Annotated in this window: 22 protein-coding genes; 10 read left to right on the top strand and 12 right to left on the bottom strand. The window is 62.4% G+C overall.

What is annotated here, in order from left to right; genetic code table 11:
* The first annotated feature begins 128 nt into the window (after positions 1 to 128).
* Positions 129 to 968, top strand: a complete 840-nt coding sequence (locus AAFO92_RS02710; protein WP_347533109.1) for a universal stress protein — start codon at positions 129 to 131, stop codon at positions 966 to 968.
* A 137-nt stretch (positions 969 to 1,105) separates the two neighbouring features.
* Positions 1,106 to 1,825, top strand: coding sequence for a DUF1194 domain-containing protein (locus tag AAFO92_RS02705; RefSeq protein WP_347533108.1), 720 nt, complete (start codon positions 1,106 to 1,108; stop codon positions 1,823 to 1,825).
* Between the two features lie 107 nt (positions 1,826 to 1,932).
* Here the strand turns inward: AAFO92_RS02705 and AAFO92_RS02700 are convergent, their stop codons facing one another.
* Positions 1,933 to 2,679 carry a Crp/Fnr family transcriptional regulator gene (locus AAFO92_RS02700; protein WP_347533107.1) on the bottom strand — a complete coding sequence of 249 codons (747 nt, stop codon included), beginning with the start codon at positions 2,677 to 2,679 and terminating at the stop codon, positions 1,933 to 1,935.
* Between the two features lie 70 nt (positions 2,680 to 2,749).
* Between AAFO92_RS02700 and hemN the strand changes: the two genes are divergently transcribed.
* On the top strand, positions 2,750 to 4,105 hold the full coding sequence (hemN, locus tag AAFO92_RS02695; protein WP_347533106.1) for an oxygen-independent coproporphyrinogen III oxidase: 1,356 nt from the start codon (positions 2,750 to 2,752) through the stop codon (positions 4,103 to 4,105).
* A 1-nt stretch (position 4,106) separates the two neighbouring features.
* On the opposite strand, the gene AAFO92_RS02690 is transcribed toward hemN, so the two are convergent.
* From AAFO92_RS02690 to AAFO92_RS02665, 6 genes are all read right to left on the bottom strand, one after another.
* Entirely contained in the window at positions 4,107 to 4,991 is an 885-nt protein-coding gene (locus AAFO92_RS02690) for a sulfotransferase domain-containing protein (RefSeq protein ID WP_347533105.1), read from the bottom strand.
* 3 nt (positions 4,992 to 4,994) lie between these two features.
* Complete coding sequence (locus AAFO92_RS02685) at positions 4,995 to 6,584, bottom strand: ABC transporter ATP-binding protein (protein WP_347533104.1); 1,590 nt, start codon at positions 6,582 to 6,584, stop codon at positions 4,995 to 4,997.
* Positions 6,581 to 7,687 (bottom strand): ABC transporter permease, encoded by a 1,107-nt coding sequence (locus AAFO92_RS02680; protein WP_347533103.1) that lies wholly within the window; start codon positions 7,685 to 7,687, stop codon positions 6,581 to 6,583. The genes AAFO92_RS02685 and AAFO92_RS02680 overlap by 4 nt, the downstream gene beginning before the upstream one ends.
* Positions 7,688 to 8,773, bottom strand: coding sequence for a microcin C ABC transporter permease YejB (locus tag AAFO92_RS02675; protein ID WP_347533102.1), 1,086 nt, complete (start codon positions 8,771 to 8,773; stop codon positions 7,688 to 7,690).
* A 12-nt stretch (positions 8,774 to 8,785) separates the two neighbouring features.
* Positions 8,786 to 10,720, bottom strand: a complete 1,935-nt coding sequence (locus AAFO92_RS02670) for an extracellular solute-binding protein (RefSeq protein ID WP_347533101.1) — start codon at positions 10,718 to 10,720, stop codon at positions 8,786 to 8,788.
* A gap of 180 nt (positions 10,721 to 10,900) precedes the next feature.
* Entirely contained in the window at positions 10,901 to 11,941 is a 1,041-nt protein-coding gene (locus tag AAFO92_RS02665; RefSeq protein WP_347533100.1) for a cytochrome c family protein, read from the bottom strand.
* A 118-nt stretch (positions 11,942 to 12,059) separates the two neighbouring features.
* Here AAFO92_RS02665 and AAFO92_RS02660 point away from each other — a divergent pair, with 118 nt between their 5' ends.
* Positions 12,060 to 12,893 (top strand): prephenate dehydratase, encoded by an 834-nt coding sequence (locus AAFO92_RS02660; protein WP_347533099.1) that lies wholly within the window; start codon positions 12,060 to 12,062, stop codon positions 12,891 to 12,893.
* Between the two features lie 24 nt (positions 12,894 to 12,917).
* Here the strand turns inward: AAFO92_RS02660 and AAFO92_RS02655 are convergent, their stop codons facing one another.
* A complete protein-coding gene (locus AAFO92_RS02655; RefSeq protein ID WP_347533098.1) occupies positions 12,918 to 13,391 on the bottom strand; it encodes a GNAT family N-acetyltransferase in 474 nt (157 codons plus the stop codon).
* Between the two features lie 405 nt (positions 13,392 to 13,796).
* Here AAFO92_RS02655 and rplS point away from each other — a divergent pair, with 405 nt between their 5' ends.
* From rplS to AAFO92_RS02630, 5 genes are all read left to right on the top strand, one after another.
* Entirely contained in the window at positions 13,797 to 14,180 is a 384-nt protein-coding gene (gene rplS, locus AAFO92_RS02650) for a 50S ribosomal protein L19 (protein WP_347533097.1), read from the top strand.
* 11 nt (positions 14,181 to 14,191) lie between these two features.
* A complete protein-coding gene (rpmE, locus tag AAFO92_RS02645) occupies positions 14,192 to 14,413 on the top strand; it encodes a 50S ribosomal protein L31 (protein ID WP_347533096.1) in 222 nt (73 codons plus the stop codon).
* 357 nt (positions 14,414 to 14,770) lie between these two features.
* The gene (locus AAFO92_RS02640) at positions 14,771 to 15,115 is read left to right on the top strand and encodes a YbaB/EbfC family nucleoid-associated protein (protein WP_347533095.1); all 345 of its coding nucleotides are present in this window, start codon (positions 14,771 to 14,773) and stop codon (positions 15,113 to 15,115) included.
* Between the two features lie 13 nt (positions 15,116 to 15,128).
* Positions 15,129 to 15,722 carry a recombination mediator RecR gene (gene recR, locus AAFO92_RS02635; RefSeq protein WP_347533094.1) on the top strand — a complete coding sequence of 198 codons (594 nt, stop codon included), beginning with the start codon at positions 15,129 to 15,131 and terminating at the stop codon, positions 15,720 to 15,722.
* A 432-nt stretch (positions 15,723 to 16,154) separates the two neighbouring features.
* Positions 16,155 to 17,189, top strand: coding sequence for a hypothetical protein (locus tag AAFO92_RS02630; RefSeq protein ID WP_347533093.1), 1,035 nt, complete (start codon positions 16,155 to 16,157; stop codon positions 17,187 to 17,189).
* 62 nt (positions 17,190 to 17,251) lie between these two features.
* Here the strand turns inward: AAFO92_RS02630 and AAFO92_RS02625 are convergent, their stop codons facing one another.
* Positions 17,252 to 18,010, bottom strand: a complete 759-nt coding sequence (locus AAFO92_RS02625) for a DUF1013 domain-containing protein (protein ID WP_347533091.1) — start codon at positions 18,008 to 18,010, stop codon at positions 17,252 to 17,254.
* Between the two features lie 131 nt (positions 18,011 to 18,141).
* On the opposite strand from AAFO92_RS02625, the gene AAFO92_RS02620 reads away from it, so the two are divergent.
* A complete protein-coding gene (locus AAFO92_RS02620; protein ID WP_347533090.1) occupies positions 18,142 to 18,771 on the top strand; it encodes a ribonuclease T2 in 630 nt (209 codons plus the stop codon).
* A 22-nt stretch (positions 18,772 to 18,793) separates the two neighbouring features.
* On the opposite strand, the gene AAFO92_RS02615 is transcribed toward AAFO92_RS02620, so the two are convergent.
* The 3 genes from AAFO92_RS02615 to AAFO92_RS02605 all read right to left on the bottom strand — a co-directional run bounded on the left by AAFO92_RS02615 (position 18,794) and on the right by AAFO92_RS02605 (position 23,124).
* Positions 18,794 to 19,438, bottom strand: a complete 645-nt coding sequence (locus AAFO92_RS02615) for an RluA family pseudouridine synthase (protein ID WP_347533088.1) — start codon at positions 19,436 to 19,438, stop codon at positions 18,794 to 18,796.
* Positions 19,439 to 19,587: 149 nt separating this feature from the next.
* Positions 19,588 to 22,035, bottom strand: coding sequence for an FAD-dependent oxidoreductase (locus AAFO92_RS02610; protein ID WP_347533087.1), 2,448 nt, complete (start codon positions 22,033 to 22,035; stop codon positions 19,588 to 19,590).
* 123 nt (positions 22,036 to 22,158) lie between these two features.
* Positions 22,159 to 23,124 carry a helix-turn-helix domain-containing protein gene (locus tag AAFO92_RS02605; RefSeq protein WP_347533085.1) on the bottom strand — a complete coding sequence of 322 codons (966 nt, stop codon included), beginning with the start codon at positions 23,122 to 23,124 and terminating at the stop codon, positions 22,159 to 22,161.
* Position 23,125: the final 1 nt, after the last annotated feature.

Genomic DNA, 23,125 nt, shown 5'->3' with positions numbered 1-23,125 from the left:
CGACCTTCGTGTAGATTCTTATGTGCGGCGACGAGAAGACAGCGAGGCGAATTTGACCCGTATCAAGGCGGGGCTTCCGCGCGCTCCTATGCTGAGCGCGATCAAACCCAACAGAAGAGGGCTTCGAGATGACTTACAAATGCCTGTTCACCGTATTGACCAATGAAACTCTTGCCGAAGAAACCCTGACCAACGCAGCGGCGATGGCAGCCGCCTGCGGTGCCCATCTGGATGTGCTCTGCCTGGGCGTCGACCGCACCCAAACCGGGTTTTACTATGCCGGTGCCAGCGCGATCGTACTGCAGGAAACGATCACCCGCGCCAGCGAGGAAGCCAGCCGGATTGCCGCGAGGGCCGAAGCGCACCTGAAAAACGCGGATTGTCTGTGGGCGGTTGAATCGGCGGTTGCCCAACTGGCGGATATCGGGCGGCATGTCTCGGCCCGGGCGCGGTTTGCCGATCTGGTGATCCTGCCCAAACCCTATGGCGAGGGCCGTGGCGCCGAACTGGAACCGGTGATCGAGGCGGCGCTGTTCGAAGGCCAGGCACCCGCGATCATCCTGCCCGAGAGCGCAACGCTGGACACCCGGCCGAAGCGCATCATGATCGGCTGGAATGAAGGGGCCGAGGCGTTGAGCGCCGTTCGCGCCGCCATGCCCCTGCTGAAACAGGCGGAAATCGTGCACGTCGTGATCATCGATCCGCCCGCGCACGGGCCAACCCGGTCGGATCCCGGCGGGCTGCTGTCGCAATACCTGGCGCGCCATGATGTGAAGGCCGAAATCGATGTGCTGTCCAAGACCCTGCCCCGTGTCTCGGACGTGCTGACCCGACACGCGACCGATGTGAACGCCGACCTGCTAGTACTGGGCGCGTATGGCCATTCCCGGTTCCGCGAGGCGATATTCGGCGGCACGACACGCAACATGCTGGAACAGGCGACCTTTCCGATGCTGATGGCACATTAGGGTGAACACTACTGACATGGGTTGACCACGGCGCTGGATAAGCCTCAACTCCAAGGCGTTGACGATGGTTCGCGCCAAGCGAGGAAAAAGAGGCCGAACATGCGAAAATCGGGTACTTCCAGCAGAAGCGCGGCACCGTGAAACACGACCGCCTCTTCATGGTGATCGCCGCGTTGACGCTATGGTTTACCGCCTGTCCAGGGCCCGGGGTGGCGCAGGGCCGGATGGAGCTGCATCTGGTCCTGGCCTTTGACGTGTCGGCCAGCGTGAATGACGAAGAGTTCGACCTGCAGCGTTTCGGCACCGCCAAGGCGCTTCGCTCCGAGCTTGTCGCCGCGGCGATTGATCGCGCGCCCGGCGGCGTTGCGATTGCCGTCGTACAATGGTCCAGCGTGACGCGGCAGGCCCTGGGGCTGGACTGGACCGTGCTTTCCGACCGGGCGGATGTTGCGCGCTTCGCCGACGAGGTCGCCGCCATGCCGCGCAAGCTGCCCGGTGGAGGCACGATGATCCACAGCGGGCTGGAGTTTTCGGCCCGGCTGCTGGACGCCGCGCCCGGTGCGGCACGCCGCAAGGTGATTGATATCGCCGGGAACGGCCGAACCGATGATGAAAGGCGCCTGCGTGAGACGCGCGGCAAGCTGCTGTCACAAGGGATCGTGATCAACGGGCTTGCCATCGAGGAGGATGACAAAAGGTTGACCCGCTATTTCGGCCGTCACGTGATCGGCGGCAGGAATGCCTTTGTCGTCACCGCGTCGGATTTCGAAGACTTCGCCAGCGCCATGGAGGTGAAGCTGCTGCGCGAGATCAGTGGCGCGGTCTATTCGCTGTTCAATGATGCCTTCCGCGAATAGGGGGCTTGGGTCAAACCCCGCCGACGGGCGTGGCGCGAATACACCCATCTCTGACGCTGAAAGACCGGTTTCCCGATACCGGCCTGCCGCTGCGCACGGCCGATTGGTCAGGCCAGCATTCCGCCATCGCTGTCGTCACCGGCCTCTGCAAGCAGGCGGTCAAAATCGGGGACGGTGACATGGCGCTTGCCTTCAAGCTGGATGATGCCGTCCTTCTTCAGCGATGAAATCTGGCGGCTGACCGTTTCCAGGGTCAGGCCCAGGTAATCTGCCATCGCCTCACGCGTGAGCGGCAAGTCAAACACCATCGAGCCGGTCACATCCGCGAGGTTCAGCGTGGCGTTGCGCCGCGCGATGATTGACAAGAGCGACGCGATCTTTTCACGCGCCGTCTTGCGGCCCAGCACAAGCATCCACTCGCGCGCCGCGTCAAGCTCGTCCAGTGTCATTTCCAGCAGGCGTTGCGCGATATGAGGCGTTTGGCTCATCATCACCTCGAACGGTTTCTTGCGGAAACAGCACATGACCATATCGGTCGTGGCCACGACATTGTAGGCTGCCGAGCCCCGTCCGGGCCGGCCAACGAAATCGCTGGGCAGAAGCAGACCGACCATTTGCGTCCGACCGTCTTCCATGGTTTGGGTAAGGGTGGCGATACCCTTGACGACAGAACCCACGAAATCCATCTGATCCCCGGACCAGATGATGGTCTGACCCGCCTCGAAACTCCGGTAATACTTGATCTTGTCCAGCTGCTCGAGTTCGTCCGCCTCGCAGCGTGCGCAAACCGCACGATGTCGGATCGGGCAATCTTCGCAATCCCGGGGAACGGCCGTCAGTGTCTGATTCAACATGAGGGATCACTTTTCTTTCAGTTGATCTGTGTCAAAGTTTATGCAGTCAAATCGTCTTACCGGTGTTCATATGGTTACGAAAGCACAACTCGGTAAACTGGGGCTGTTTGACGCAAAGGTACCGCGTTACACCAGCTATCCGACTGCCCCGCATTTCAGTCGCACGGTGGATTCCTCCAAATATACACGCTGGATAAGGGCCATCAAACCGGATGCGCGAATATCCCTCTATGTCCATGTGCCGTTCTGCCGGCGCCTGTGCTGGTTTTGCGCCTGCCGCACGCAGGGGACGCAAACCGACAAGCCGGTGCTGGCCTATCTTGACACCCTGAAGGCCGAGCTGCGGATGTTGGCCGCCCATCTGCCCCGGGGTGTACGTCTTTCGCGATTGCATTGGGGGGGCGGGACGCCCACCCTGCTGGCGCCCGCAATGATGGAGGAGCTTGCGGGCGCCATTCGAGACGTCGCACCGTTTACCCGCGAAACCGAGTTTTCGGTGGAAATCGACCCGAACGAAATCGACGGGCCCAGGCTCGATGCGCTGGCGGCGGCGGGGATGAACCGCGCCTCGATCGGGGTGCAGGATTTCGACGAAACGATCCAGCAAAGCATTGGCCGGCTGCAAAGTTACGAGGTCACCCGCCAGGCGGTGGACGAGATCCGCGCCCGCGGCGTTACCAGCCTGAATTGCGATATCCTGTACGGGCTGCCCCATCAGTCTCGCGCACGAATTACCGAAAGCGTGCAGAAACTGCTGTCGCTATATCCGGACCGGGTCGCTCTGTATGGCTATGCGCATGTGCCCTGGATGGCCAAGCGCCAGCAGCTGATCCCGTCCGATGCGCTGCCCACGCCAGAGGAACGGCTGGCGCTGTATGACACCGCGCGCAGACTGTTCCTGTGGGATCATTACACGGAAATTGGCATCGACCATTTCGCCACCGCCGAGGACGGGCTGAGCACGGCCCGGAAAACCGGGCGGCTGCGGCGGAATTTCCAGGGGTACACCGATGATACCGCCGAAGTGCTGATCGGGGTCGGCGCCTCTGCGATTTCGCGCTTTCCGCAAGGCTACGCCCAGAACGCACCTGCAACGGGTGCCCATACTGCCGCGATCCGCGCGGGTCAGTTCTCGACCACGCGCGGGCATGAATTCACCGCCGACGACAAGATGCGCAGCCGCATGATCGAGGCATTGATGTGTGATTTCAGGATAGACGCAGCCGAGATTCGTGAACGATTCAGCATCTCCGGGGCAACCCTGTCAGGTCTGCTGGCCGACACGGCACAGGCATTCGATGGCCTGTTGATCCATGACGAGACCGGGCTGAGCATCCCGCCCGACGCGCGGATGCTGACCCGCATGATCGCGCGCAGCCTCGATGCCTATGACCTGAGCAAGGCGGGCCATAGCGCGGCAATCTGACTCAGCCAAGCTCGCGCAGCAGGTCCGGATAAGAGGCAAGGCCGAACCCGGCGGTCATCACGTCCTGCCAGCGCCGAAGAAACTGCGCGTGCACCGCGTCGCTGACAAGCGGCCGGCCCGCACCCACGCCGCCGGTCGACACCTTTGTAGTTGTCCCGTCAGAGGGCAGACCGCAGGCGCGATCTCGGGCCGCGCGCAACAGGTGGTCATCAAACTGCCGACCATGCGCCTTCATGAACTCGAAGCCGGCCTGTTTCACCACCAGATCACGCAGCGCCGGGTCATCCGAAACGCCAATGAAACCCGCGACATTGTCAACCGTTCCGGGCAGATCACGCTTCATCCCCTCGAAGGACAGAAGCAAGACATCGGGCCGCGCGCGCTGGCGCCACCACGAAGCCGCGTGGCTCCAGTAGTTGTCGCCGTCAGGGCGCGAAAGATAATAGGCTGCGAATTCATCGATCGAAACCGATCCTGACTCGAACCGCCATCCGTCGAGAAACCTGAAGAGCGATACCATCGCATCGACCGGATCGCGCAGCACCACGATATAGCGGCCACCCTTGGGGATTTCATCCCAACGCAGGTGACTTTTGAAAGCACGGGGGTGCGCGACCTGATCGGCGTTCACGTCCCAGCCCATGTCGTGGGCCAGTTCCAGCCAGGGGACAACCTCGGTGATCTCATCGAAATCCATCGACCCGCCCGTGCGCAGCCCGTGCACGATCTGCTGCATCCAGGTCGTGCCGCACTTGGAGTAGGGCGAAATGAAGATGTCGCTTTCGTCCGGGCGATAGCTGAGGCCGCGCCGATAGCTTTCGTCGGTCACGAAATGCACATCACGGCGGCACATTTCCTCAAGGCTGCAGGGGCGCGTCAGGGGCATGCGTCAGGCCGTCAGGTCAAGGGCAGCGTGCAGCAGGGTACGCGCATACTCCGTCTTTGGATTGTCGAACAGATCCTGCGCCTCGCCCGTTTCGATCACGTCGCCCGTTTTCATCACCATGACCCGGTGGCTCATCGCGCGCACCACGTTCAGGTCATGGCTGATGAACAGGTAGGCAAGACCGTATTTCATCTGCAGCCGCCGCAGCAGGTCAACGATCTGCACCTGCACCGTCATGTCGAGCGCCGATGTCGGCTCGTCCAGTACCACCAGTTTCGGCCTGAGGATCATCGCCCGGGCGATGGCGATACGCTGCCGCTGCCCGCCGGAAAACTCATGCGGATAGCGGTCCATCATCTCGGGGTTCAACTCGACCTCGCGCATCACCTCTGCCACCAGTTCGCGCACGGGGCGCCCGTCGGGGTTGCCGTGTACCCCCAACCCCTCGGCGATGATCTGCTCGCAGGTAAGGCGGGGGCTGAGGCTGCCGAACGGATCCTGAAAGACGATCTGCATATCCGCCCGTCGGCGGCGCAGTTCGCGGGTGGACCATGCCCTGACATCCTGCCCGTCGAAACGCATATCACCTTGCGAATCGATCAGCCGCATAAGCGCCAGCGCCAGCGTGGTCTTGCCCGACCCGCTTTCGCCCACGATCCCCAGCGTCTCACCCGCGCGCACGGTAATGCTGGCCTCGTTCACCGCCTGGACATGCCCCACCGTGCGTTTGAAAAAACCGCGCTGGATTGGAAACCACACGCGCAGGGCGTCTGTTTCGATCAGCGTGTCGGCACCGGCGGGTACCGGCTCCGGCTCTCCGGCGGCGCGCGCGCCCAGCAGTTTCTGGGTATAGGCGTGCTGCGGGTTGGCGAAAATCTCGGCGGTGGGGCCGGTTTCGACGATCTCACCGTCTTTCATCACGCAGACCCGGTCGGCGATGCGCTGGACGATCCCCAGATCATGGGTGATGAACAACAGCCCCATCCCCTCTTCGCGCTTCAGCTCGGCCAGCAGATCAAGGATCTGCGCCTGAATGGTCACGTCCAGCGCGGTGGTGGGTTCATCGGCGATCAGGATGTCGGGCTTGTTGGCCAGCGCCATCGCGATCATGACCCGCTGCCGCTGCCCACCCGAGAGCTGGTGCGGATAGGCACCCAGCCGGCTTTCGGCGTCGCGGACACCGACCCTTTCAAGCAATTCGACAATCCGCGCGCGCGCCGCGTCACCCGATATGCCCTGGTGCAGCTCCAGCGACTCGCGGATCTGTTTTTCCAGCGTGTGCAGCGGATTGAGCGATGTCATTGGCTCCTGAAAGATGAAGCTGATATCGTTGCCGCGCACCTTGTGCAGCAGCTTTGCATCGGCGCCGATCATCTGCTGGCCGTCATAGGTGACCGACCCGTCGACCTGCGCAGACCCCCCGAGCAGCGACACGGTACTGAGCGCGGTTACGGATTTGCCCGAACCGCTTTCGCCCACCAGCGCCACGGTCTCGCCCCGGTCGACGGTGAAGGATACCCCCCTGACCGCGGGCACCATCGCGCCGTCCTGCCGAAAGGAAACCTTCAGATCCTGAACCTCAAGCACGCTCATTCAAAGGTCTTTCTGGGGTCGAACGCATCGCGCACCCCTTCGAAGATGAACACCAGCAGCGACAGCATGATGGCAAAGGTGAAGAACGCGGTGAAGGCCAGCCAGGGCGCCTGCAGGTTCTGCTTGGCCTGCAAGGTTAGCTCACCCAGCGACGGCGCGGTGGAGGGCAGGCCGAAACCCAGGAAATCGAGCGAGGCGAGGCTGCCGATGGTACCGGTCACGATGAAAGGCATCATGGTCAGCGTAGCGACCATCGCGTTGGGCAGCATGTGGCGGAACATGATCTTCATGTTCGAAACGCCAAGCGCCTTTGCCGCGCGGACATATTCCAGGTTGCGGGCGCGCAGGAACTCGGCCCGCACTACACCAACCAGCGCCACCCAGCCGAAGAAGATCATGATCCCCGCCAGCACCCAGAAACCGCGCGGCAGGATCGCGAACAGGATGATGATGACATAAAGCTGCGGGGTCGATTGCCAGATTTCGATGACCCGCTGAAATATCAGGTCCAGCCGCCCACCGAAATAGCCCTGAATCGCACCGGCAAAGACGCCGATGATACTGGAGAAAAACGTGACGGTCAGCGTGAACAGCACCGACAGGCGGAACCCGTAAATCACCCGCGCCAGCACGTCCCGCTTGGTGTCATCGGTGCCCAGCCAGTTCTGCCCATTGGGTGACAGTGGCGCGGCTCCGGGCCGGTCCACCGGTGTGTCAAAGCTGAAGGGGATGGGCGGCCAGAGCGTCCAGCCCTTTGCGATCTTCTCGCCATTCACGGTACCGTCCCTGGCATCTTCGATGATGCCCGCGGGGTCATCGAAACACTCCTGCAAACCGCCCGAGACGATCAGGCATTCGACCTCGGGGTCGCGATAGACGGCCTGGGTCTCGAAATCGCCGCCAAACGCGGTTTCGGGGTAGAAATTGAGAACCGGCGTGAAGAACTCGCCGCGATACTTGACCAGGATCGGCTTGTCATTGGCGACAAACTCGGCCGGCAGGGCCACGGCAAACAGCACCGCGAAGATGATCAGCGACCAGAAGGCGCGGCGATTGCGGCGGAAATTGCGCCAGCGGCGCTGGTTCAGCGGAGACAGCGCCATTCAGCCCGCCCTCTTCTCAAAGTCGATGCGCGGGTCGATCAGCACATACATCAGATCGGTGATGATCCCCACGGTCAGGCCGATCAGGCTGAAGATGAAGAGCGTGCCGAACATCACCGGGTAATCGCGGCCGATGGCAGCCTCGAAACCCAGTCGGCCCAGACCGTCCAGCGAAAAGATGGTTTCGATCAGGATGCTGGCGCCGAAAAACACGCCGATGAAGGCCGCCGGGAACCCCGCGACGACGATCAGCATCGCGTTGCGAAAAACATGACCGTAAAGCACGCGTTTTTCGCTCAGCCCCTTGGCGCGGGCGGTGATGACATATTGTTTGCCGATCTCGTCGAGAAAGCTGTTCTTGGTCAGAAGGGTCAGCGTGGCGAACCCGGCGATCGACGAGGCCAGCACCGGCAGCACGATATGCCAGAGGTAATCCGCAACCTTGCCGAAGGCGCTCAGCTGATCCCAGTTATCCGAGGTCAGGCCCCGCAGCGGAAAGATTTGCCAGTAACTGCCGCCAGCGAACAGGACCAGCAGCATGATGGCAAACAGAAACCCCGGTATCGCATAGGCGGCGATGATGACGCCGCTGGTCCAGCTGTCGAATCTCGATCCGTCGCGCACCGCCTTGCGGATGCCCAGCGGGATCGAAATCAGGTAGGCGATCAGGGTCGACCAAAGCCCCAGCGTGACACTGACGGGCAGCTTGTCCACCACCAGGTCGATCACCGACTGTTTCTTGAAATAGCTCTCGCCGAAGTCGAAACGCATGTAATCCCAGATCATGCCGACGAAACGTTCCAGCGGCGGCTTGTCCAGCCCGTATTGCGCCTCGAGCTCGGCGATGAATTCCGGCGGCAGTCCGCGCGCGCCCAGGTAATCCGAGCTTTCATCCGCACCCGACAGCGTCACGTCCTCACCCCCGCCGGCGAAGCCGCCGAAAACGTCGCCTTCGCCCTGCATCCGCGCAATGACCTGTTCAACCGGACCGCCGGGGACGAACTGCACCAGCGTGAAGTTGATGATCATGATGCCCAGAAGCGTCGGTATGATCAGCAGAAGCCTGCGAAGGATATAGGCGCCCATTCCTGCTCTACCTCAACTCGATTCATCCGAGGCTATCAATGCCTTGGCTTTTTCCGAGTTGTACCACCAGAAATCCAGCGTTCCTAGGGCATATGGCGGCTGAACCTCGGGATGGTCATACATATCCCAATAGGCCACCAGGTGATCGGGGACATATCCCGTCGGTATCAGAAAGAACTCGTGGCGCAGCACCCGGTCCAGCACGCGAACGGCAAGATCTTCTTCGGCCTGACTGGTCGTGTAGAGCGATTTTTCGATCACCGCATCGACGAGCGGGCTGGCAAGGCCGGCCGGGTTGAACAGGCTGTATGCCGCATCGGCCGAACCGAAGCGCTGGATCAAACCGGCGCCGGTACCCGTAAGGGACGGATACCTGTCCAGGATCAGATCATAGTCGCGGTCTCTCTCGCGCACGGTGTACTGGGAATCGTCGACAACATCCAACCGCGCATCGATCCCCATGACCCTGAGATTGGCCATGAAGCTGACAACGATGGATTTCGACGTGGGATCGGCGGTTGCGTTAAACAGGAAGGTGACGCGCAGGGGTTTGCCATCGGCATTCTCGCGCCGCCCCTCGTTGACCCTCCACCCCGCTTCATCCAAGAGCCGTTCCGCCTCGCGGCGGTTCTTGCGCGGCAGCAGCCGATCCGGGGCCGAGCTATGGGGCACGATGGCGGGCGCGGTCAGCAACTCGGGCGGGACCACATCACCGAGAGACTTAAGAAACGCGATCTCCTCTGCAGTCGGGACGCCCTTTGCCTCAAGCGGCGTGCCGTCCGAGAAGGATTTCTGCTGCGCATAGAGCCCGTTATACAGCGACTGGTTGGTCCATTCGAAATTGAACCCCAACGCGATAGCCTTGCGCACGCGAACGTCTTTAAGAACCTCTTTGCCAAGGTTGAAAACGATGCCGCCCATCGTCGGCGGATTGCCATCGCGCAATTCCTCGCGCACCACCTGGCCGCGGCGCAGCGCGGGAAAATCATAGGCGGTGGCCCATTTCTTGGGGTCGGATTCGGTTCTGTAGGTGGTCTCGCCTGCCTTGAACGCTTCGAACGCGGCCGTGGCATCGGCAAAATACTCAAGCCGAATGCGGTCAAAGTTGTGGCGCCCCTGGTTGATCGGCAGGTGCCAGCCCCAATAGTCTGGGTTGCGCCTGAAGGCGACCCTTCGGTTGGGCACCACCTCGTCGACCACATACGGGCCCGAGCCGGGCGAGACCTCGAACCTGCTTTCATTCAGCTTGGCGCCGGTTTCCTCATACCATTTGCGCGACCAGACCGAGGTGAAACCAACCGTTTCGATCAGGCTGCGACGCGAGAAACCGTCAGCAAAGTAGAATTTGATGGTGTGATCGTCGATCACCTCGGCGTCCGGAACGCGCACCTTGACCGCTTCGGCGTAGGATTGCAGGCCCTGTTCCAGCAGCAGCTTGTGGCTGAAATAGACATCATGCGCCGTCACCGGCGTGCCGTCGGAGAACCGTGCCTCGGGACGCATTCGAAAGATCACCCAATCCTTTCTTTCGGGATATTCGATGCTGTGCGCCAGCAAGCCGTAATATTCGCCAGAGACATCGGCGGGCAATGCGCCGCTGCCGGCAAGGATCTCACCCAGAAGGCTTTCGTACATGGACGAGGATAGCGCCGAAGCGCGGCCCTTGCGCGAATAGGGGTTCATCGAGTCGAAGGTTCCCGACACCGCGATCGAAATTTCGCCGCCGCGGGGTGCCTCGGGGTTTACATAGTTCAGATGCTTGTAATCGGGTGGATAGCTCAGTTCACCGAAATAAGAGTAGCCATGGCTGCGGATGATATCTTCGTCAGCAAGGGCGCTATGGGCGATCAGGGTCGCGATCACGAGACCCATAACACCTGTCACAAGATTGAAGCACGCTGCCGGCGCAGGCGCCCGGGTGTCGGCCCGGTGGCGTGGTCCGGTCATACTGGTCTCCTCTTTTCCGCCTCTTGATGTGGGTTCACGGCGGTTGAAGGCAAGCTAAAGGAGGCATGGGTGGCTGTTCAAGCGCGGAAAGTTGAACAGTGCGTGAAATCATGGGACTGCAACGCAAAAGGGCCGCCTGTCCGGCAAGACAGGCGGCCCTTTGCCGTTAAATTTTCGGGTTTATTGCCCGGCGCTCTGGATATAGGCGATGACGGCGGCGCGGTCCTCTTCCTTGCGCAGACCGGCAAAGCTCATCTTGGTGCCCGGCGCATATTCTCTCGGTTTCTCAAGAAACGCGCTGAGTTCATCCTCGGTCCATGCGCCGTCGTTCCCCGCCAGCCCGTCGGAATAGTTGAACCCATCGACACTGGCGATGTCACGACCCAGCAGATTGTACAAATGCGGGCCGACGCCGTTCGCGCCGTCTTCCAACTTGTGGCAGGCCTTGCACTTCCTGAAGACCTTCTCACCGTCTGCCGGATCGGCGCTGGCGACCATCGCCGCGAAACCGGTGGCTGCGGCAGCTTCCTCGGCGGCCGGTTCTTCCTCAGCAGCCTCGGTTTCGCCCGTCTCGGGTGCTTCCGCTGCCGGTTCAGCCGCGGCAGTCTCTTGACTGGCTTCCTGTTCTTCAACCGCTGCCTCTTCCTCGGCGGCGGCTTCGGGCTCGGCGGCGGCTTCGGGTGCGGCCATCTCATAGGTATCGCCATCGGTCTGGTCCAGATAGGCGATAACGTTGATCCGGTCGGTGGCCTTTTTCAGGCCGGCAAAGGCCATCGTGGTGCCCGGCGCATAGCCTTTGGGGTTTTCCAGGAACGCGCTGAGCGTTTCCGGGGTCCAGACATCCGCCGATTCCGCCAGACCGCTGGAGTAGCCAAACCCGGCCACACTGGCGACATCCCGGCCGACCACGCCATAGAGGTAAGGCCCGGTTGCATTGGCGCCGTCTTCGACCTTGTGGCATGCCTTGCACTTGCCAAAAACCTTGGCGCCTTTTTCCACGTCCGCCGCGGCCCAAAGCTCGGCAATCGAGGGGCCTTCTTCGGCGTCACCAGCACCCTGATCGTCGGATCCGGTGTCAATCACGTAGGCCTGCCCATGACCATCACCATGCCCGCCGCCGGTCGTATAAAGCAGCTCTCCTGCCCATTTACCCAACAGTAAAATCAGCAACGCTCCGCAAAGGCTGCCAACGGCTTTGGTAAGTGTCATCGTATCGAACATGGGCCCGTTTCCATATGAATCTTTGTCTGGTATCTATCCGCTTCCCCTAGACGGGCGCAAGGTGTAGTTTCCGCGACCAAACGCCCGACCCGGCACAAATTGACAGGAAACGCCGTAAATGACCAAGCGCATTGCCTTTCAGGGTGAGCTGGGTGCCTATTCGCATCAGGCCTGCCACGAAACCTACCCGGAACTGGAGGCCCTGCCCTGCCGCACATTCGAGGATGCCATCGCCGCCGTGCGCGAGAACCGCGCGGATCTGGCGATGCTGCCGGTGGAAAACTCGACCTTCGGGCGGGTGGCGGATATTCACCACCTGTTGCCTGAAAGCGGGCTGCATATCATCGACGAGGCGTTTGTGCGGGTGCATATCAACCTGCTGGCCCTGCCCGGCACCAAACTATCGCAGATCAAGTTTGCAATGAGCCACACGATGCTGTTGGGCCAGTGCCGCGATTACCTTGCCGAACAGGGCATTCAGCGGGTCACGGGCGCGGACACTGCCGGTTCCGCGCATCACGTGGCTGACGCGGGCGATCCCAGCATGGCGGCGCTGGCCAGCGAACTGGCGGGCGAGATCTACGGGCTCGACGTGCTGGCCCGCCATATCGAGGACGAGGGCAACAACACGACGCGCTTTCTGGTGATGTCCCGCGATCCGAACTATACGCGCCGGGGCGATGACGGGATGATGACCACCTTTGTCTTCCAGGTCCGCAACATCCCGGCCGCGCTATACAAGGCGATGGGCGGTTTTGCCACGAACGGTATCAACATGACCAAGCTTGAAAGCTACATGGTCGGCGGGTCTTTCGCGGCCACGCAGTTTTATGCCGATATCGAAGGGCATCCCGAAGACCCGGGCGTCAAGCTGGCGCTGGAGGAGCTGGATTACTTCACATCCCAGGTGACCATGTTGGGTGTGTATCCGGCTGACCCGCGACGGCATTGAGCGCTGCCCCGGCGATCTGTGGCGTCAGGCGGTCTCGATCCGGTATTTCAGGAACCGCGCCCCGTCGTAATCGACCTCCCCGATGAACCGGGCGCCCATCCTTTGCAGCGCCCCGAGATTCTTGCGCGAGGGGGGCAGCAGGAACGTCACGAAGGGGATGCGCGCGTCTGCCCTGGCGACATCGAAAGCCTTACGGGTGATGCGCGCGCCCAGGCCGAAAGCCCCGGCCGTCAGTACCAGGCCGTAATCCCACTCGCTCCCCTCTTTCTGGAAACCGCCCCATCCGACGTAGCTGCCGTTGCAAATTATGGCCCAGTGACCCAGCCCGTCGCGGCGCCAGCAGGCTTCTTTCCGGGTGACGAAGGCGGCAACAGCCGCCCGATCCCAGCTGAAGGTCAGAAGCGGCATGTGCCGGGCGACACGCGGATCGGACATATGCGCGATTATCTCGTCGGGCGTGACCTCGGTCAGCCGGGTAAATTCAATGTCATGCGTCAATCGGGGGCCATGCGTCAGCGTGCGTTTTCCCCGACAATATGGACGCCCAGCAGGCACTGACAATCCCCCGGCGCGCCGATCACACGGATGTGTGCCGCAGCCGGGTTCCGCGGCCTTCCGTCGCGGCCCGCCATCCACGAACTCCGGGGTTGATCCGCCGGCCATTCCCGCCTATACCCCGCCTGTCTGGAATCGCCTTTGGCGGCTCTGGACCTGTTTGGTATGGCACCCATTCGCCCGGGCCTTCTTCGGCTCTGGCGGTCCGCCCGGCCGGCAGACGAACAGATAACGACGACCTGTACCTTGGGCGGGCACTTGTTGGTGGACCCGGAAGAAGACCCAAAGCTCTGAGGACGCGCCAAACCTTTGCGGGACAAAACCGCAAGCAGATCAGGAGTAGAAGCGATGGATCTTATCGCTCAGCTTGAGGCGGAACAAATCGCCTCGCTCGGGAAGGAAATTCCCGATTTCAAACCCGGCGACACCGTGCGCGTGGGCTACAAGGTAACCGAAGGCACCCGTAGCCGTATTCAGAATTTCGAAGGTGTCTGCATCGCCCGTAACAACGGGTCGGGCATCGCCGGATCGTTCACCGTCCGCAAGATTTCCTTTGGCGAGGGCGTCGAACGCGTGTTCCCGCTCTATTCGACCAATATCGACAGCATCGAGGTTGTGCGCCGCGGTCGTGTGCGCCGCGCCAAGCTTTATTACCTGCGCTCGCGTCGCGGCAAATCGGCCCGTATCGCAGAGAATGCCAACTACAAGCCCCGCAAGGGCGCGCAAGCGTAAGGAAGGCCACGATGAAAAAAGACATCCACCCCGATTACCACATCATCGACGTCAAGATGACCGATGGCACCGTGTTCCAGACCCGCTCGACCTACGGCGCGGAAGGCGATCAACTGAGCCTGGATATCGATCCGACCGTGCACCCCGCCTGGACCGGTGGCGGCACCCGCCTGATGGATGCCGGCGGCCGCGTGTCGAAGTTCAAGAACAAATACGCCGGCCTGGGCTTCTGATCCAGACCAGCAAGCGTATCAAGACCGGAACGCCGCTCCGAAACCGGGGCGGCGTTTTGCGTTGGTTGTCAGGCTGACCCTTTGCAGTATCATGACCGTTCACGGCCCCCGGCGGCTATCGCACCCTTGCCCGGGGTCAAGATCAAGGCAACGCCGGGCGGCGCACATTCGCGGTCGGCCGCTATTCACGGCGTGGCAACATGCCCGACAGCCACGTTGTCGCTATGGAAACCCTTGCCACTCAGGAACCGCGCAACAGCCGACACCGGTTCGCGTCTCAGATGAAGGCGCATCTTGTCCCCGCCGGCCTGCACCCGTATCTAGGCGACAAGCGAACCGACAACCGAGGAAGAGATCATGTTCAAAGGACTGGGCCAGATGGGCGACATGGCCAAGATGATGAAGGCCGCGCAGGAAATGCAGCAGAAGATGGCCAGCCTGCAGGAGGAAATGCACGCCATCCTGGTCACCGGCGAAAGCGGCGCAGGGCTGGTCAAGGCCACGTGCACCGCCAAGGGCGAGCTCAAAGGTCTGGATATCGACCCGTCGATATTCAACGCCGATGACAAGGAAGTGGTCGAAGACCTGATCCTGGCGGCGATCAAGGACGCGCAGGCCAAGGCCAACGACCGCGCCAAGGAAGAGATGGGCAAGATCACCGAGGGCATGGGCCTGCCCAAGGACATGGACCTGCCGTTCTGATCCGATCGCCCGGATGAACAGCAACCGCGACATCGACGCCCTCATTCAGATGATGGCCAAGCTGCCGGGGCTGGGGCCGCGGTCGGCCCGGCGTGCGGTGCTGCACCTCATTCGCAAGCGCGAGTTGCAACTGACGCCGCTGGCAGATCTTTTGCAGACCGTCGCCGCCACCGCCCGCGAATGCCTGAATTGCGGCAATGTCGGCACCACGGATATCTGCGACATCTGCGCGGCGGAAAAACGCGCCAACGGGATGCTTTGCGTGGTCGAGGATGTGGCCGACCTTTGGGCAATGGAGCGCGCCGGCGTCTTCAAGGGCCGCTATCATGTGCTGGGCGGCACGCTCAGCGCGCTGGATCAGGTCGGCCCCGAACAGCTGCGCATTCCGAAACTGGTCGACCGGGTCGAAAGCGAGGCGATCACCGAAGTGATCCTGGCGCTCAACGCCACTGTCGACGGGTTGACCACCGCGCATTACATCGCCGATCAGCTCGAGGGGCGGGTAACGCTGACCTCGCTGGCCCAGGGCGTACCCATCGGCGGCGAGCTGGATTACCTGGACGACGGCACCATCAGCGCCGCCCTGTCGGCACGAAAGGCGCTTTGAACATCGGCGCCGTGCAATAAACCAAGCCTCCGCCCGTTTCCGTTGGCAGCAAATACAGGCCACGTCGCACCCCGTTTGTGCTTGGCTGTCCTTCCTGACTGATTGTCGATGTCTCATGCCGCGGCGGAACAGTTCGCATTGCACCGGAAACACGAGGTCGAACAGGCACTGGCCCTTCGCGGCAACCCGCCGAAACGGACCGCGGGATAGACCGCGACAACGACACGCTGGCCAATGTCTGGCGGATTTCCCAGATCAATCGACGGCCCGTCGGGCCCCGATCGTATTGCACAACGGCGCAGGTCGCCGGGCGCGTCTTGCGCGTCACCTCTCATGCACAAACCACCACGAATCAGCACGAAGCGCCTGAAAAAGCTTGTGGTTTGCGCCATGCTGCCTAGTCTGTTTGCGGGGGCGAGCAAGAGATAGTACATGCGAACACGGTTCCTCTATTGGCTGATCGCGGTCATCGTTACCTGGACAGGCACCGCCCAGGCGCAGGCAAGCCTTAACGGGGCCACCGAACTGTGGTTGCAGGGTGATGACCGGCAAAGCCTGCCTGCGCTGGCGGAACTGGCCCGCGGCGGCAACTCGGATGCGCGCTTGCTGCTGGGCCGGATCGAGACGAATGACCTTGGGCCATCCCCGTATCGGATGTCTCTGTCCAAACTGGAAACGCGCGCGCTTTTTCGGGATATTTCCGACCACGGCCTCTTCGGCAGAACCTGGATTTCGGTCGAGGCGGCGCTGGACAATGAACTGGCCCGCGTGTTCCAGCGCGCCTTGCAGCCGGTGCCGCGCCTGGGTCTGATCGAAAGGCTGCACCGGATCGGAGAAATCCAGGCCGCCGATCACCCGACCCGTATCCTGGCCCTTTATGGCACCCGCGAGATGCGTGAAAAGCTGCGCACAGCCGATTACCTCATGCCCGATCTGATTCCCTATCTGGAGTATGTGTCGGGCCCGCCCGAGCCCCGGGCCGATGGCATGGCCGCGCTGCGCCACATCGCACCGGATGAAAAGGATGAAATTTCCGCCAGCGACCCTGACTCGCTGGGAATGGCGGGGCTCTTGTCGCTGGGCTTCGGCTATGGCGGCCATGAGGCCGACAACCGGTGGCGTCCGGCGGTGGAGAACTGGCTGCTATCCGCCCCCTCCACGCAACCCATCGCCGATCTGTGCAACGAAAGCTGCGGCCAGCAACCCGGCGATTGCGCCATTGCCTTCCTGGCCCTCACCGGCGGTTACTACGAGGTCATCCGCATCGACAGCCCGCTGGAAAGGCTTATCCCGCAGGACCGGTTCCTGGGCAGCCCAAGGGCCCGGCTCATGGTGTTGCGACGGGCCGCGCTGGCCCGGACCGAAGCCGGCCTGACATGGCTGGCAGATCACGAGGATATTGCGGAAATCTCGGACTGCGCAGCCGATCTGGTTGTCAATGAGCGGCGGAACTACGCACGGGATTGAGCCCGCCGAAACAGAAAACCCCGGCCAGACCGGCCGGGGTTCGAAACCTGATGGCATGGAAATCAGGGCTGTTCGTCTTCGTCCTCGTCCTTGTCTTCCGGCAGGTTGAAGAAACTGTCGGCGTCGTATTCTTTTTCCTTGTCTGCGTCGTCCTCGTCGTCCGACCCGCCGCTCAGGCTGAATGTTTCCAGGCCTTCGATGGCGGTCGGAATCCGCGGTTCGGCATCCTGCTCCAGGCTCTGCTCCGTGCTCAACAGCTTGCGGCGTTCGTCATCGCTCATCGCCTCGCCTTCCTTGGCTTTCTTGGCCGCGGCCTTCTGCACGGCGGCGTCCAGCTCGGACTGTTTGCACAGGCCCAGGGCCACAGGGTCGATCGGCTGGATGTTGGCGATGTTCCAGTGGGTCCGCTCGCGGATCGCCTGGATGGTCGGCTTGGTCGTGCCGACAAGGCGGGCAATCTGGCTGTCGGCCAGTTCCGGGTGGAATTTGACCAGCCACAGGATCGAGGCGGGGCGGTCCTGACGCTTCGACAGCGGCGTATAGCGCGGGCCGCGGCGTTTCTCCTCGCCCTGGGCGGCGGCGTTGTATTTCAGCTTCAGCTTGTGCAGCGGATCCTTTTCGGCCGCGTCGATCTCTTCCTGCGTCAGCTGGTTGTTGGCAATCGGGTCAAACCCCTTGACGCCGGCGGCCACATCGCCATCGGCAATACCCTGCACTTCCAGCTCGTGCATCTCGACGAAATCGGCGATCTGCTTGAAACTGATCGTCGTGTTGTCCACCAGCCAGACGGCGGTGGCGCGGGCCATTAGCGGTTTTGCCATGTCTCGGGTCTCCTTCAGGCATATCTTTCCCGTCGCCTGGAATGGCGGTCCCGGTGGCCGGGACGGGTTTCCGTTGTCGGGGAACTTGGCCGCTATATAGTGGTCCGGAAGAAGAAAAGAAAGACAGAAATATGCGCGCACTCCTGCTGTTGCTGTTCTCTGCCACCATGGCGGCCGCCGAAGGTGAGCAAGCCGGCGAGTTCGATTATTACGTCCTGTCGCTCAGTTGGTCCCCGACCTGGTGCGCCATCGAAGGTGACGATCGCGGCTCGCCGCAATGCGATGCGTCCCGCGATCACGGCTGGGTGCTGCACGGGCTCTGGCCGCAATTCCACCGGGGATATCCCTCGCATTGTCCCACCGCCCAACAGCCGCCGTCACGCGCCATGACGGCGGGTATGGCCGACATCATGGGCACCTCCGGGCTGGCCTGGTACCAGTGGAAGAAACACGGCAGCTGTACAGGGTTATCGGCGCAGGCCTACTATGCGCTCGCCCGCCAGGCTTACGCATCGGTGACCCGTCCCGAAGTGTTTCGCAAGCTGACCAGACCGGTCACCCTGCCCGCCCGCGTGGTCGAGCAGGCCTTTCTCAAGGCCAATCCCGGATGGGAACCGGACATGCTGACCATCACCTGCCGGGACGGCCGCATCCAGGAGGCCAGATTGTGCCTGTCGAAGGATCTGACACCGGTGCCCTGCGGCCGTGACGTGGTGCGCGATTGCCGGATGCAGGACGCGCTATTCGACCCGATCCGCTAGGGGACCGTTCCGCGATCGCGTGCTAGAACGGCAGATCGGCCCGGAACGCCATCCCCCGGCCGCTTTCCGGGTGCGAAACCCGCAATTCCTGTGAATGCAGCATCAGCCGCGGAAACGCCGCCGCCGCCCCCTCGGCATAGAGCGGATCCCCCAGGATGACATGCCCCAGCGCCAGCATGTGCACCCGCAACTGATGGCTACGGCCGGTCCGGGGATGCAGCCGTACCCGGCTTTCGCCACCGCCCGTGCGCAAGACCCGCCAGTCGGTCACCGCACGCTTGCCCGTTTCATGGCAAACCATCTGCCGGGGCCGGTTCGGCCAGTCCACGATCAGCGGCAGGTCGACCGTGCCGGTCTTGCGCGCGACCTCTCCCCAAACCCTTGCAATATATGTCTTTTTCGCCCGCCGCATTTCGAACTGCATACTCAGGTTGCGCTGTGCATGGGGTGTCAGGCCAAACACCATCACCCCGGACGTATCCCGGTCCAGCCGGTGCACCAGCAACGCCGACGGGAACACGGCCTGAACCCGGCTCAACAGGCAATCCGACAGATCTGTGCCCTTGCCCGGCACCGACAGCAGCCCCGCAGGCTTGTCGACCACGACGATTTCGTGATCCTCGTGCAATACCTCGAGGGGCGTATCCGGCGGCGCGTAGTCTGACATGGCCCGCCAGTTACACCATCACCACCGGCAAGGCCATATCGCCTTTCATCGTTCCGCAAATACTCCCGCCGGAGGCAACCCGAGGGCGCCGCCGGCGGCGGCGGACGAGACAAGAAGCGCGGGCCAGCGGCCCGCACCTTAGGACAACGCTACGCCTTGGCGCGTTCCCCGGTGGGGTCGTACATCGGTTTCAGCGACGCTTCGGCCCTGACCCGTGTACCGGCCACGTCGATCTCGTAGGTCGAAGCCAGCAGCTGTTCGGCACTCTCGCCCCTGCAGGGCACATAGCCCATGCCGATCGCCCCGCCCAGGTGATGACCGTAATTGCCCGAGCTGAGGTAACCCACGATCTCGCCATCGCGAAGAACCGGCTCGTTGTGATAGAGCAGCGGCTCCGGGTCGGTCAGCCGGAACTGCACCATCCGGTTGGCCAGACCCTCCTCTTTCTTGCGCAGCACCGCGTCGCGGCCGATGAAGTCGGGCTTGGCGGTCTTGACGGCAAAACCCAGTCCCGCCTCCAGCACGTGATCCTCGCAGGTGATGTCATGGCCGAAATGCCTGAAGCCCTTCTCGATCCGGCAACTGTCCATCATGTGCATACCGCAAAGCTTCATGCCATGCGCCTGCCCCGCCTCATGGAGCACCTCGAACGCATGGCCGGCCATATCCGCGCTTACGTAGATCTCCCAGCCAAGCTCGCCCACATAGGTCACGCGATGCGCCCGCGCCAGACCATAGCCCAGTTCGATCTCCTGCGCGGTGCCGAACGGATTGGCATCATTGAAAAAATCATTGGGCGACACCGCCTGCAACACTTCGCGCGCCTTGGGGCCCATCACCGCCAGAACGCCCTCACCCGCCGTTACATCCGTAACCACCACGTTGTAATCGCCCCTGTGGCGCATCATCCAGGTCTGATCGGCCAGCCGCGTGGCGGCGGGGGTGACAACCAGGTAGACGGTCTCGGACAGGCGGGTGACGGTCACGTCCGCCTCGATGCCGCCGCGGTTGTTGAGGAACTGGGTATAAACGATCTTGCCCACCGGCACCGAATAATCGCCGCCCCCCACATGGTTCAGAAACGCCTCTGCATCCGGCCCCTCGACCCGGATCTTGCCGAAGGAGGACATGTCGTACATGCCCACATTCTCACGGATCGCCTTGTGCTCGGCAGCGGCGTTGTCGAACCAGTTCTGCCGCTTCCAGCTATAGCGGTATTCGCGCTCCTGGCCTGCGTTGGCGAACCAGTTGGCGCGCTCCCAGCCGGCGGTCTCACCCATCACCGCGCCATGTTCCAGCAGGTGGTGGTGGAACGGCGTGCGCCGCACGCCGCGCGCGGTGCGCTTCTGCAGGTAGGGAAAGTGATCGGCATAAAGCAGGCCCAGCGTTTCCTTCGATCTTTCAAAGAGATAATGCCTGTTGCCCTGAAAGGGCTGCATCCGGGAAATATCCACATCGCCCAGGTCAAACGGCTTCTCGCCGCTATCCATCCATTGTGACAGCGCATGGCCCGCGCCGCCCGCCGACTGAATCCCGATCGAGTTGAAGCCCGCCGCCACCCAGACATTGTCCATCTCGGGCGCCAGGCCCAGGTGATAGGCGTCATCGGGCGTGAAACTTTCCGGTCCGTTGAAGAAGGTGTGAATCCCCGCCTCAGCCAAGAGCGGCACGCGGTTGCAGGCGGCTTCGAGGATCGGCTCGAAATGGTCGAAATCCTCGGGCAGCTGGTCGAATTCGAAACTGTCCGGGATGCCGTTCATGCCCCAGGGTTTCGAATTGGGCTCGAATGCGCCCAGCAGGATCTTGCCCGCATCCTCCTTGTAATAGGCGCATTCATCCGGCACCCGCAGCACCGGCATCTGGCCCAGCCCGCTGATAGCCTCGGTGACGATGTAGAAATGCTCGCAGGCGTGCAGCGGCACGTTCACGCCCGCCATCCGGCCCACCTCGTGGCCCCACATGCCGGCGCAGTTGACGATCATCTCGCAGGTGATGTGGCCCTGCGCCTGCCCGTCATCGCTGATCCAGTCCACCCCGGTAACCCGGCGCCCGTTGCGGGCGATGCCGGTGACCTTGACGCGCTCCTTGACCAGCGCGCCGTTCTGCCGCGCGCCCTTGGCCAGCGCCAGCGCGATATTGGCCGGATCGGCCTGCCCGTCAGTGGGCAGCCAGACCCCGCCGGTCACGCCGTCGAGGTTGATATGTTCGTATTTCTTCCTGATCTCGTTGGGGGAAAGTTCTTCGACCGGCACCCCGAAGGCCCGCGCCATCGCCGCCTGGCGAAACAGTTCCTCGCGCCGCTCGTCGGTCAGCGCGACCGAGACCGACCCGCCCTGCCTGAGCCCGGTTGCCACGCCGGTCTCTGCCTCCAGCCCCTGGTAGAGTTCGGCGGAATAGCGGGCCAGCTTGGTCATGTTCGACGTTGCGCGCAACTGGCCGATCAACCCCGCCGCATGCCAGGTTGTGCCGCTCGTCAGCTGCTTGCGCTCCAGCAGCACCACATCCTTCCAGCCCAGCTTGGCAAGGTGATAGGCAACCGAACAACCGACGACGCCGCCACCGATGATGACCACGCGCGCCTGCGAGGGAAGTTCCATGTCTCTGTCTCCTGTAAGTTCGGGCGGACCGACACCCCGGGCCCGGATCGTCAGCACCAACCTAACACGGAAGCATTCCGCGATCCCCCGCGATGCGACAGGCAATCCGACGTTTTCAGCAAATCAGCCGGTTTCGCGGCCACCGCTCCGGCGCTGCTGTCGTGCGGCCTGCGGCGTCAGTCCGAACAGGGCCCGGTAGTGTGGTGTGAAACCGCTTGGAAACCCGCAGGCCAGCGCAATCTCGTTGATCGGCATCGAGGTGTTCAGCAGCAGGTTATTGGCCTTGTTCAGCCGCAGCGCACGGTAATACTCTGCCGGCCTGCTGGCCAGCTTGTCGCGAAATCGCCGTTCCAGTGATCGCGAAGAGACGCCAGCCAGTCGGACCAGTTCCGAAATCGGCAGGGGTTCTTCGATATTGGCCTGCATCAGCGCAATGCAGCCATCCAGCACCTTGTCGCCGGTCAGGGCAACGCCGCTGCCCCCGAAGGGCTGCAGCGTTCCCAGGTCGCGGATGCGATCATGCAGCAGCACATCCGCAACCGCCGAAACCGTGGCCGCCGGGATGTGCCGCGCCATGATTGTCAACACCACGTCCACGGTCGATCCCATTCCGGCGCTGGTGATGATCTGCCCCTGTTCAGTGGCCAGAACCTGGGTCGCGTCTTCCAGCCCGATCTGTTCCTGCAAGACAGCACGGTTTTCCCAATGGGTGGTCAGGCCCCGATCGCCGCGCTCACCGATATAGCGGCTGGCGGCCTCGGCCAGCAGGATCACCTTGGTGCCGCGGCTGACATAGGTATCGATCACCCGGCCCATCGACAGGTCCGGATGCGCGGGATCCGAATTGCCGATGGCAAAGACATAATCCGCCTCGGGATACGGCTCGAACGGTGTCGTGTTCACCACCGCGTCCGAAGAACAGGCGACGGGCCCGCCCCGGGCCGACAGGCTGCGCCAGGAAAAGAACCGCTTCAGCGCGATGCGATTGGCCAGGCGCAGCTGGTCCACCACACCGGCATATTCGGTCAGCACGAAACCCTCTGTCAGCAACAGATCGACATGAATCGTGCTGATATCGGGTTGGCTCATC

Origin of the sequence: Roseovarius sp. CAU 1744 (assembly GCF_039839345.1) — a bacterium.
Classification (GTDB): Bacteria; Pseudomonadota; Alphaproteobacteria; order Rhodobacterales; family Rhodobacteraceae; genus Roseovarius.
This window is presented reverse-complemented; position numbering and strand designations above follow the sequence as displayed.

Excerpts from the sequence above, each read along its gene's own strand:
- AAFO92_RS02625 (WP_347533091.1), bottom strand. The coding sequence starts at position 18,010 with ATGGCAAAACCGCTAATGGCCCGCGCCACCGCCGTCTGGCTGGTGGAC.
- AAFO92_RS02630 (WP_347533093.1), top strand. The coding sequence starts at position 16,155 with ATGCGAACACGGTTCCTCTATTGGCTGATCGCGGTCATCGTTACCTGG.
- AAFO92_RS02665 (WP_347533100.1), bottom strand. The coding sequence starts at position 11,941 with ATGTTCGATACGATGACACTTACCAAAGCCGTTGGCAGCCTTTGCGGA.
- AAFO92_RS02690 (WP_347533105.1), bottom strand. The coding sequence starts at position 4,991 with ATGCCCCTGACGCGCCCCTGCAGCCTTGAGGAAATGTGCCGCCGTGAT.
- AAFO92_RS02615 (WP_347533088.1), bottom strand. The coding sequence starts at position 19,438 with ATGTCAGACTACGCGCCGCCGGATACGCCCCTCGAGGTATTGCACGAG.
- AAFO92_RS02700 (WP_347533107.1), bottom strand. The coding sequence starts at position 2,679 with ATGTTGAATCAGACACTGACGGCCGTTCCCCGGGATTGCGAAGATTGC.
- AAFO92_RS02640 (WP_347533095.1), top strand. The coding sequence starts at position 14,771 with ATGTTCAAAGGACTGGGCCAGATGGGCGACATGGCCAAGATGATGAAG.
- AAFO92_RS02660 (WP_347533099.1), top strand. The coding sequence starts at position 12,060 with ATGACCAAGCGCATTGCCTTTCAGGGTGAGCTGGGTGCCTATTCGCAT.
- AAFO92_RS02605 (WP_347533085.1), bottom strand. The coding sequence starts at position 23,124 with ATGAGCCAACCCGATATCAGCACGATTCATGTCGATCTGTTGCTGACA.
- rplS (WP_347533097.1), top strand. The coding sequence starts at position 13,797 with ATGGATCTTATCGCTCAGCTTGAGGCGGAACAAATCGCCTCGCTCGGG.
- recR (WP_347533094.1), top strand. The coding sequence starts at position 15,129 with ATGAACAGCAACCGCGACATCGACGCCCTCATTCAGATGATGGCCAAG.
- AAFO92_RS02680 (WP_347533103.1), bottom strand. The coding sequence starts at position 7,687 with ATGGCGCTGTCTCCGCTGAACCAGCGCCGCTGGCGCAATTTCCGCCGC.
- AAFO92_RS02670 (WP_347533101.1), bottom strand. The coding sequence starts at position 10,720 with ATGACCGGACCACGCCACCGGGCCGACACCCGGGCGCCTGCGCCGGCA.
- AAFO92_RS02610 (WP_347533087.1), bottom strand. The coding sequence starts at position 22,035 with ATGGAACTTCCCTCGCAGGCGCGCGTGGTCATCATCGGTGGCGGCGTC.
- hemN (WP_347533106.1), top strand. The coding sequence starts at position 2,750 with ATGGTTACGAAAGCACAACTCGGTAAACTGGGGCTGTTTGACGCAAAG.
- AAFO92_RS02620 (WP_347533090.1), top strand. The coding sequence starts at position 18,142 with ATGCGCGCACTCCTGCTGTTGCTGTTCTCTGCCACCATGGCGGCCGCC.
- AAFO92_RS02710 (WP_347533109.1), top strand. The coding sequence starts at position 129 with ATGACTTACAAATGCCTGTTCACCGTATTGACCAATGAAACTCTTGCC.
- AAFO92_RS02685 (WP_347533104.1), bottom strand. The coding sequence starts at position 6,584 with ATGAGCGTGCTTGAGGTTCAGGATCTGAAGGTTTCCTTTCGGCAGGAC.
- AAFO92_RS02675 (WP_347533102.1), bottom strand. The coding sequence starts at position 8,773 with ATGGGCGCCTATATCCTTCGCAGGCTTCTGCTGATCATACCGACGCTT.
- rpmE (WP_347533096.1), top strand. The coding sequence starts at position 14,192 with ATGAAAAAAGACATCCACCCCGATTACCACATCATCGACGTCAAGATG.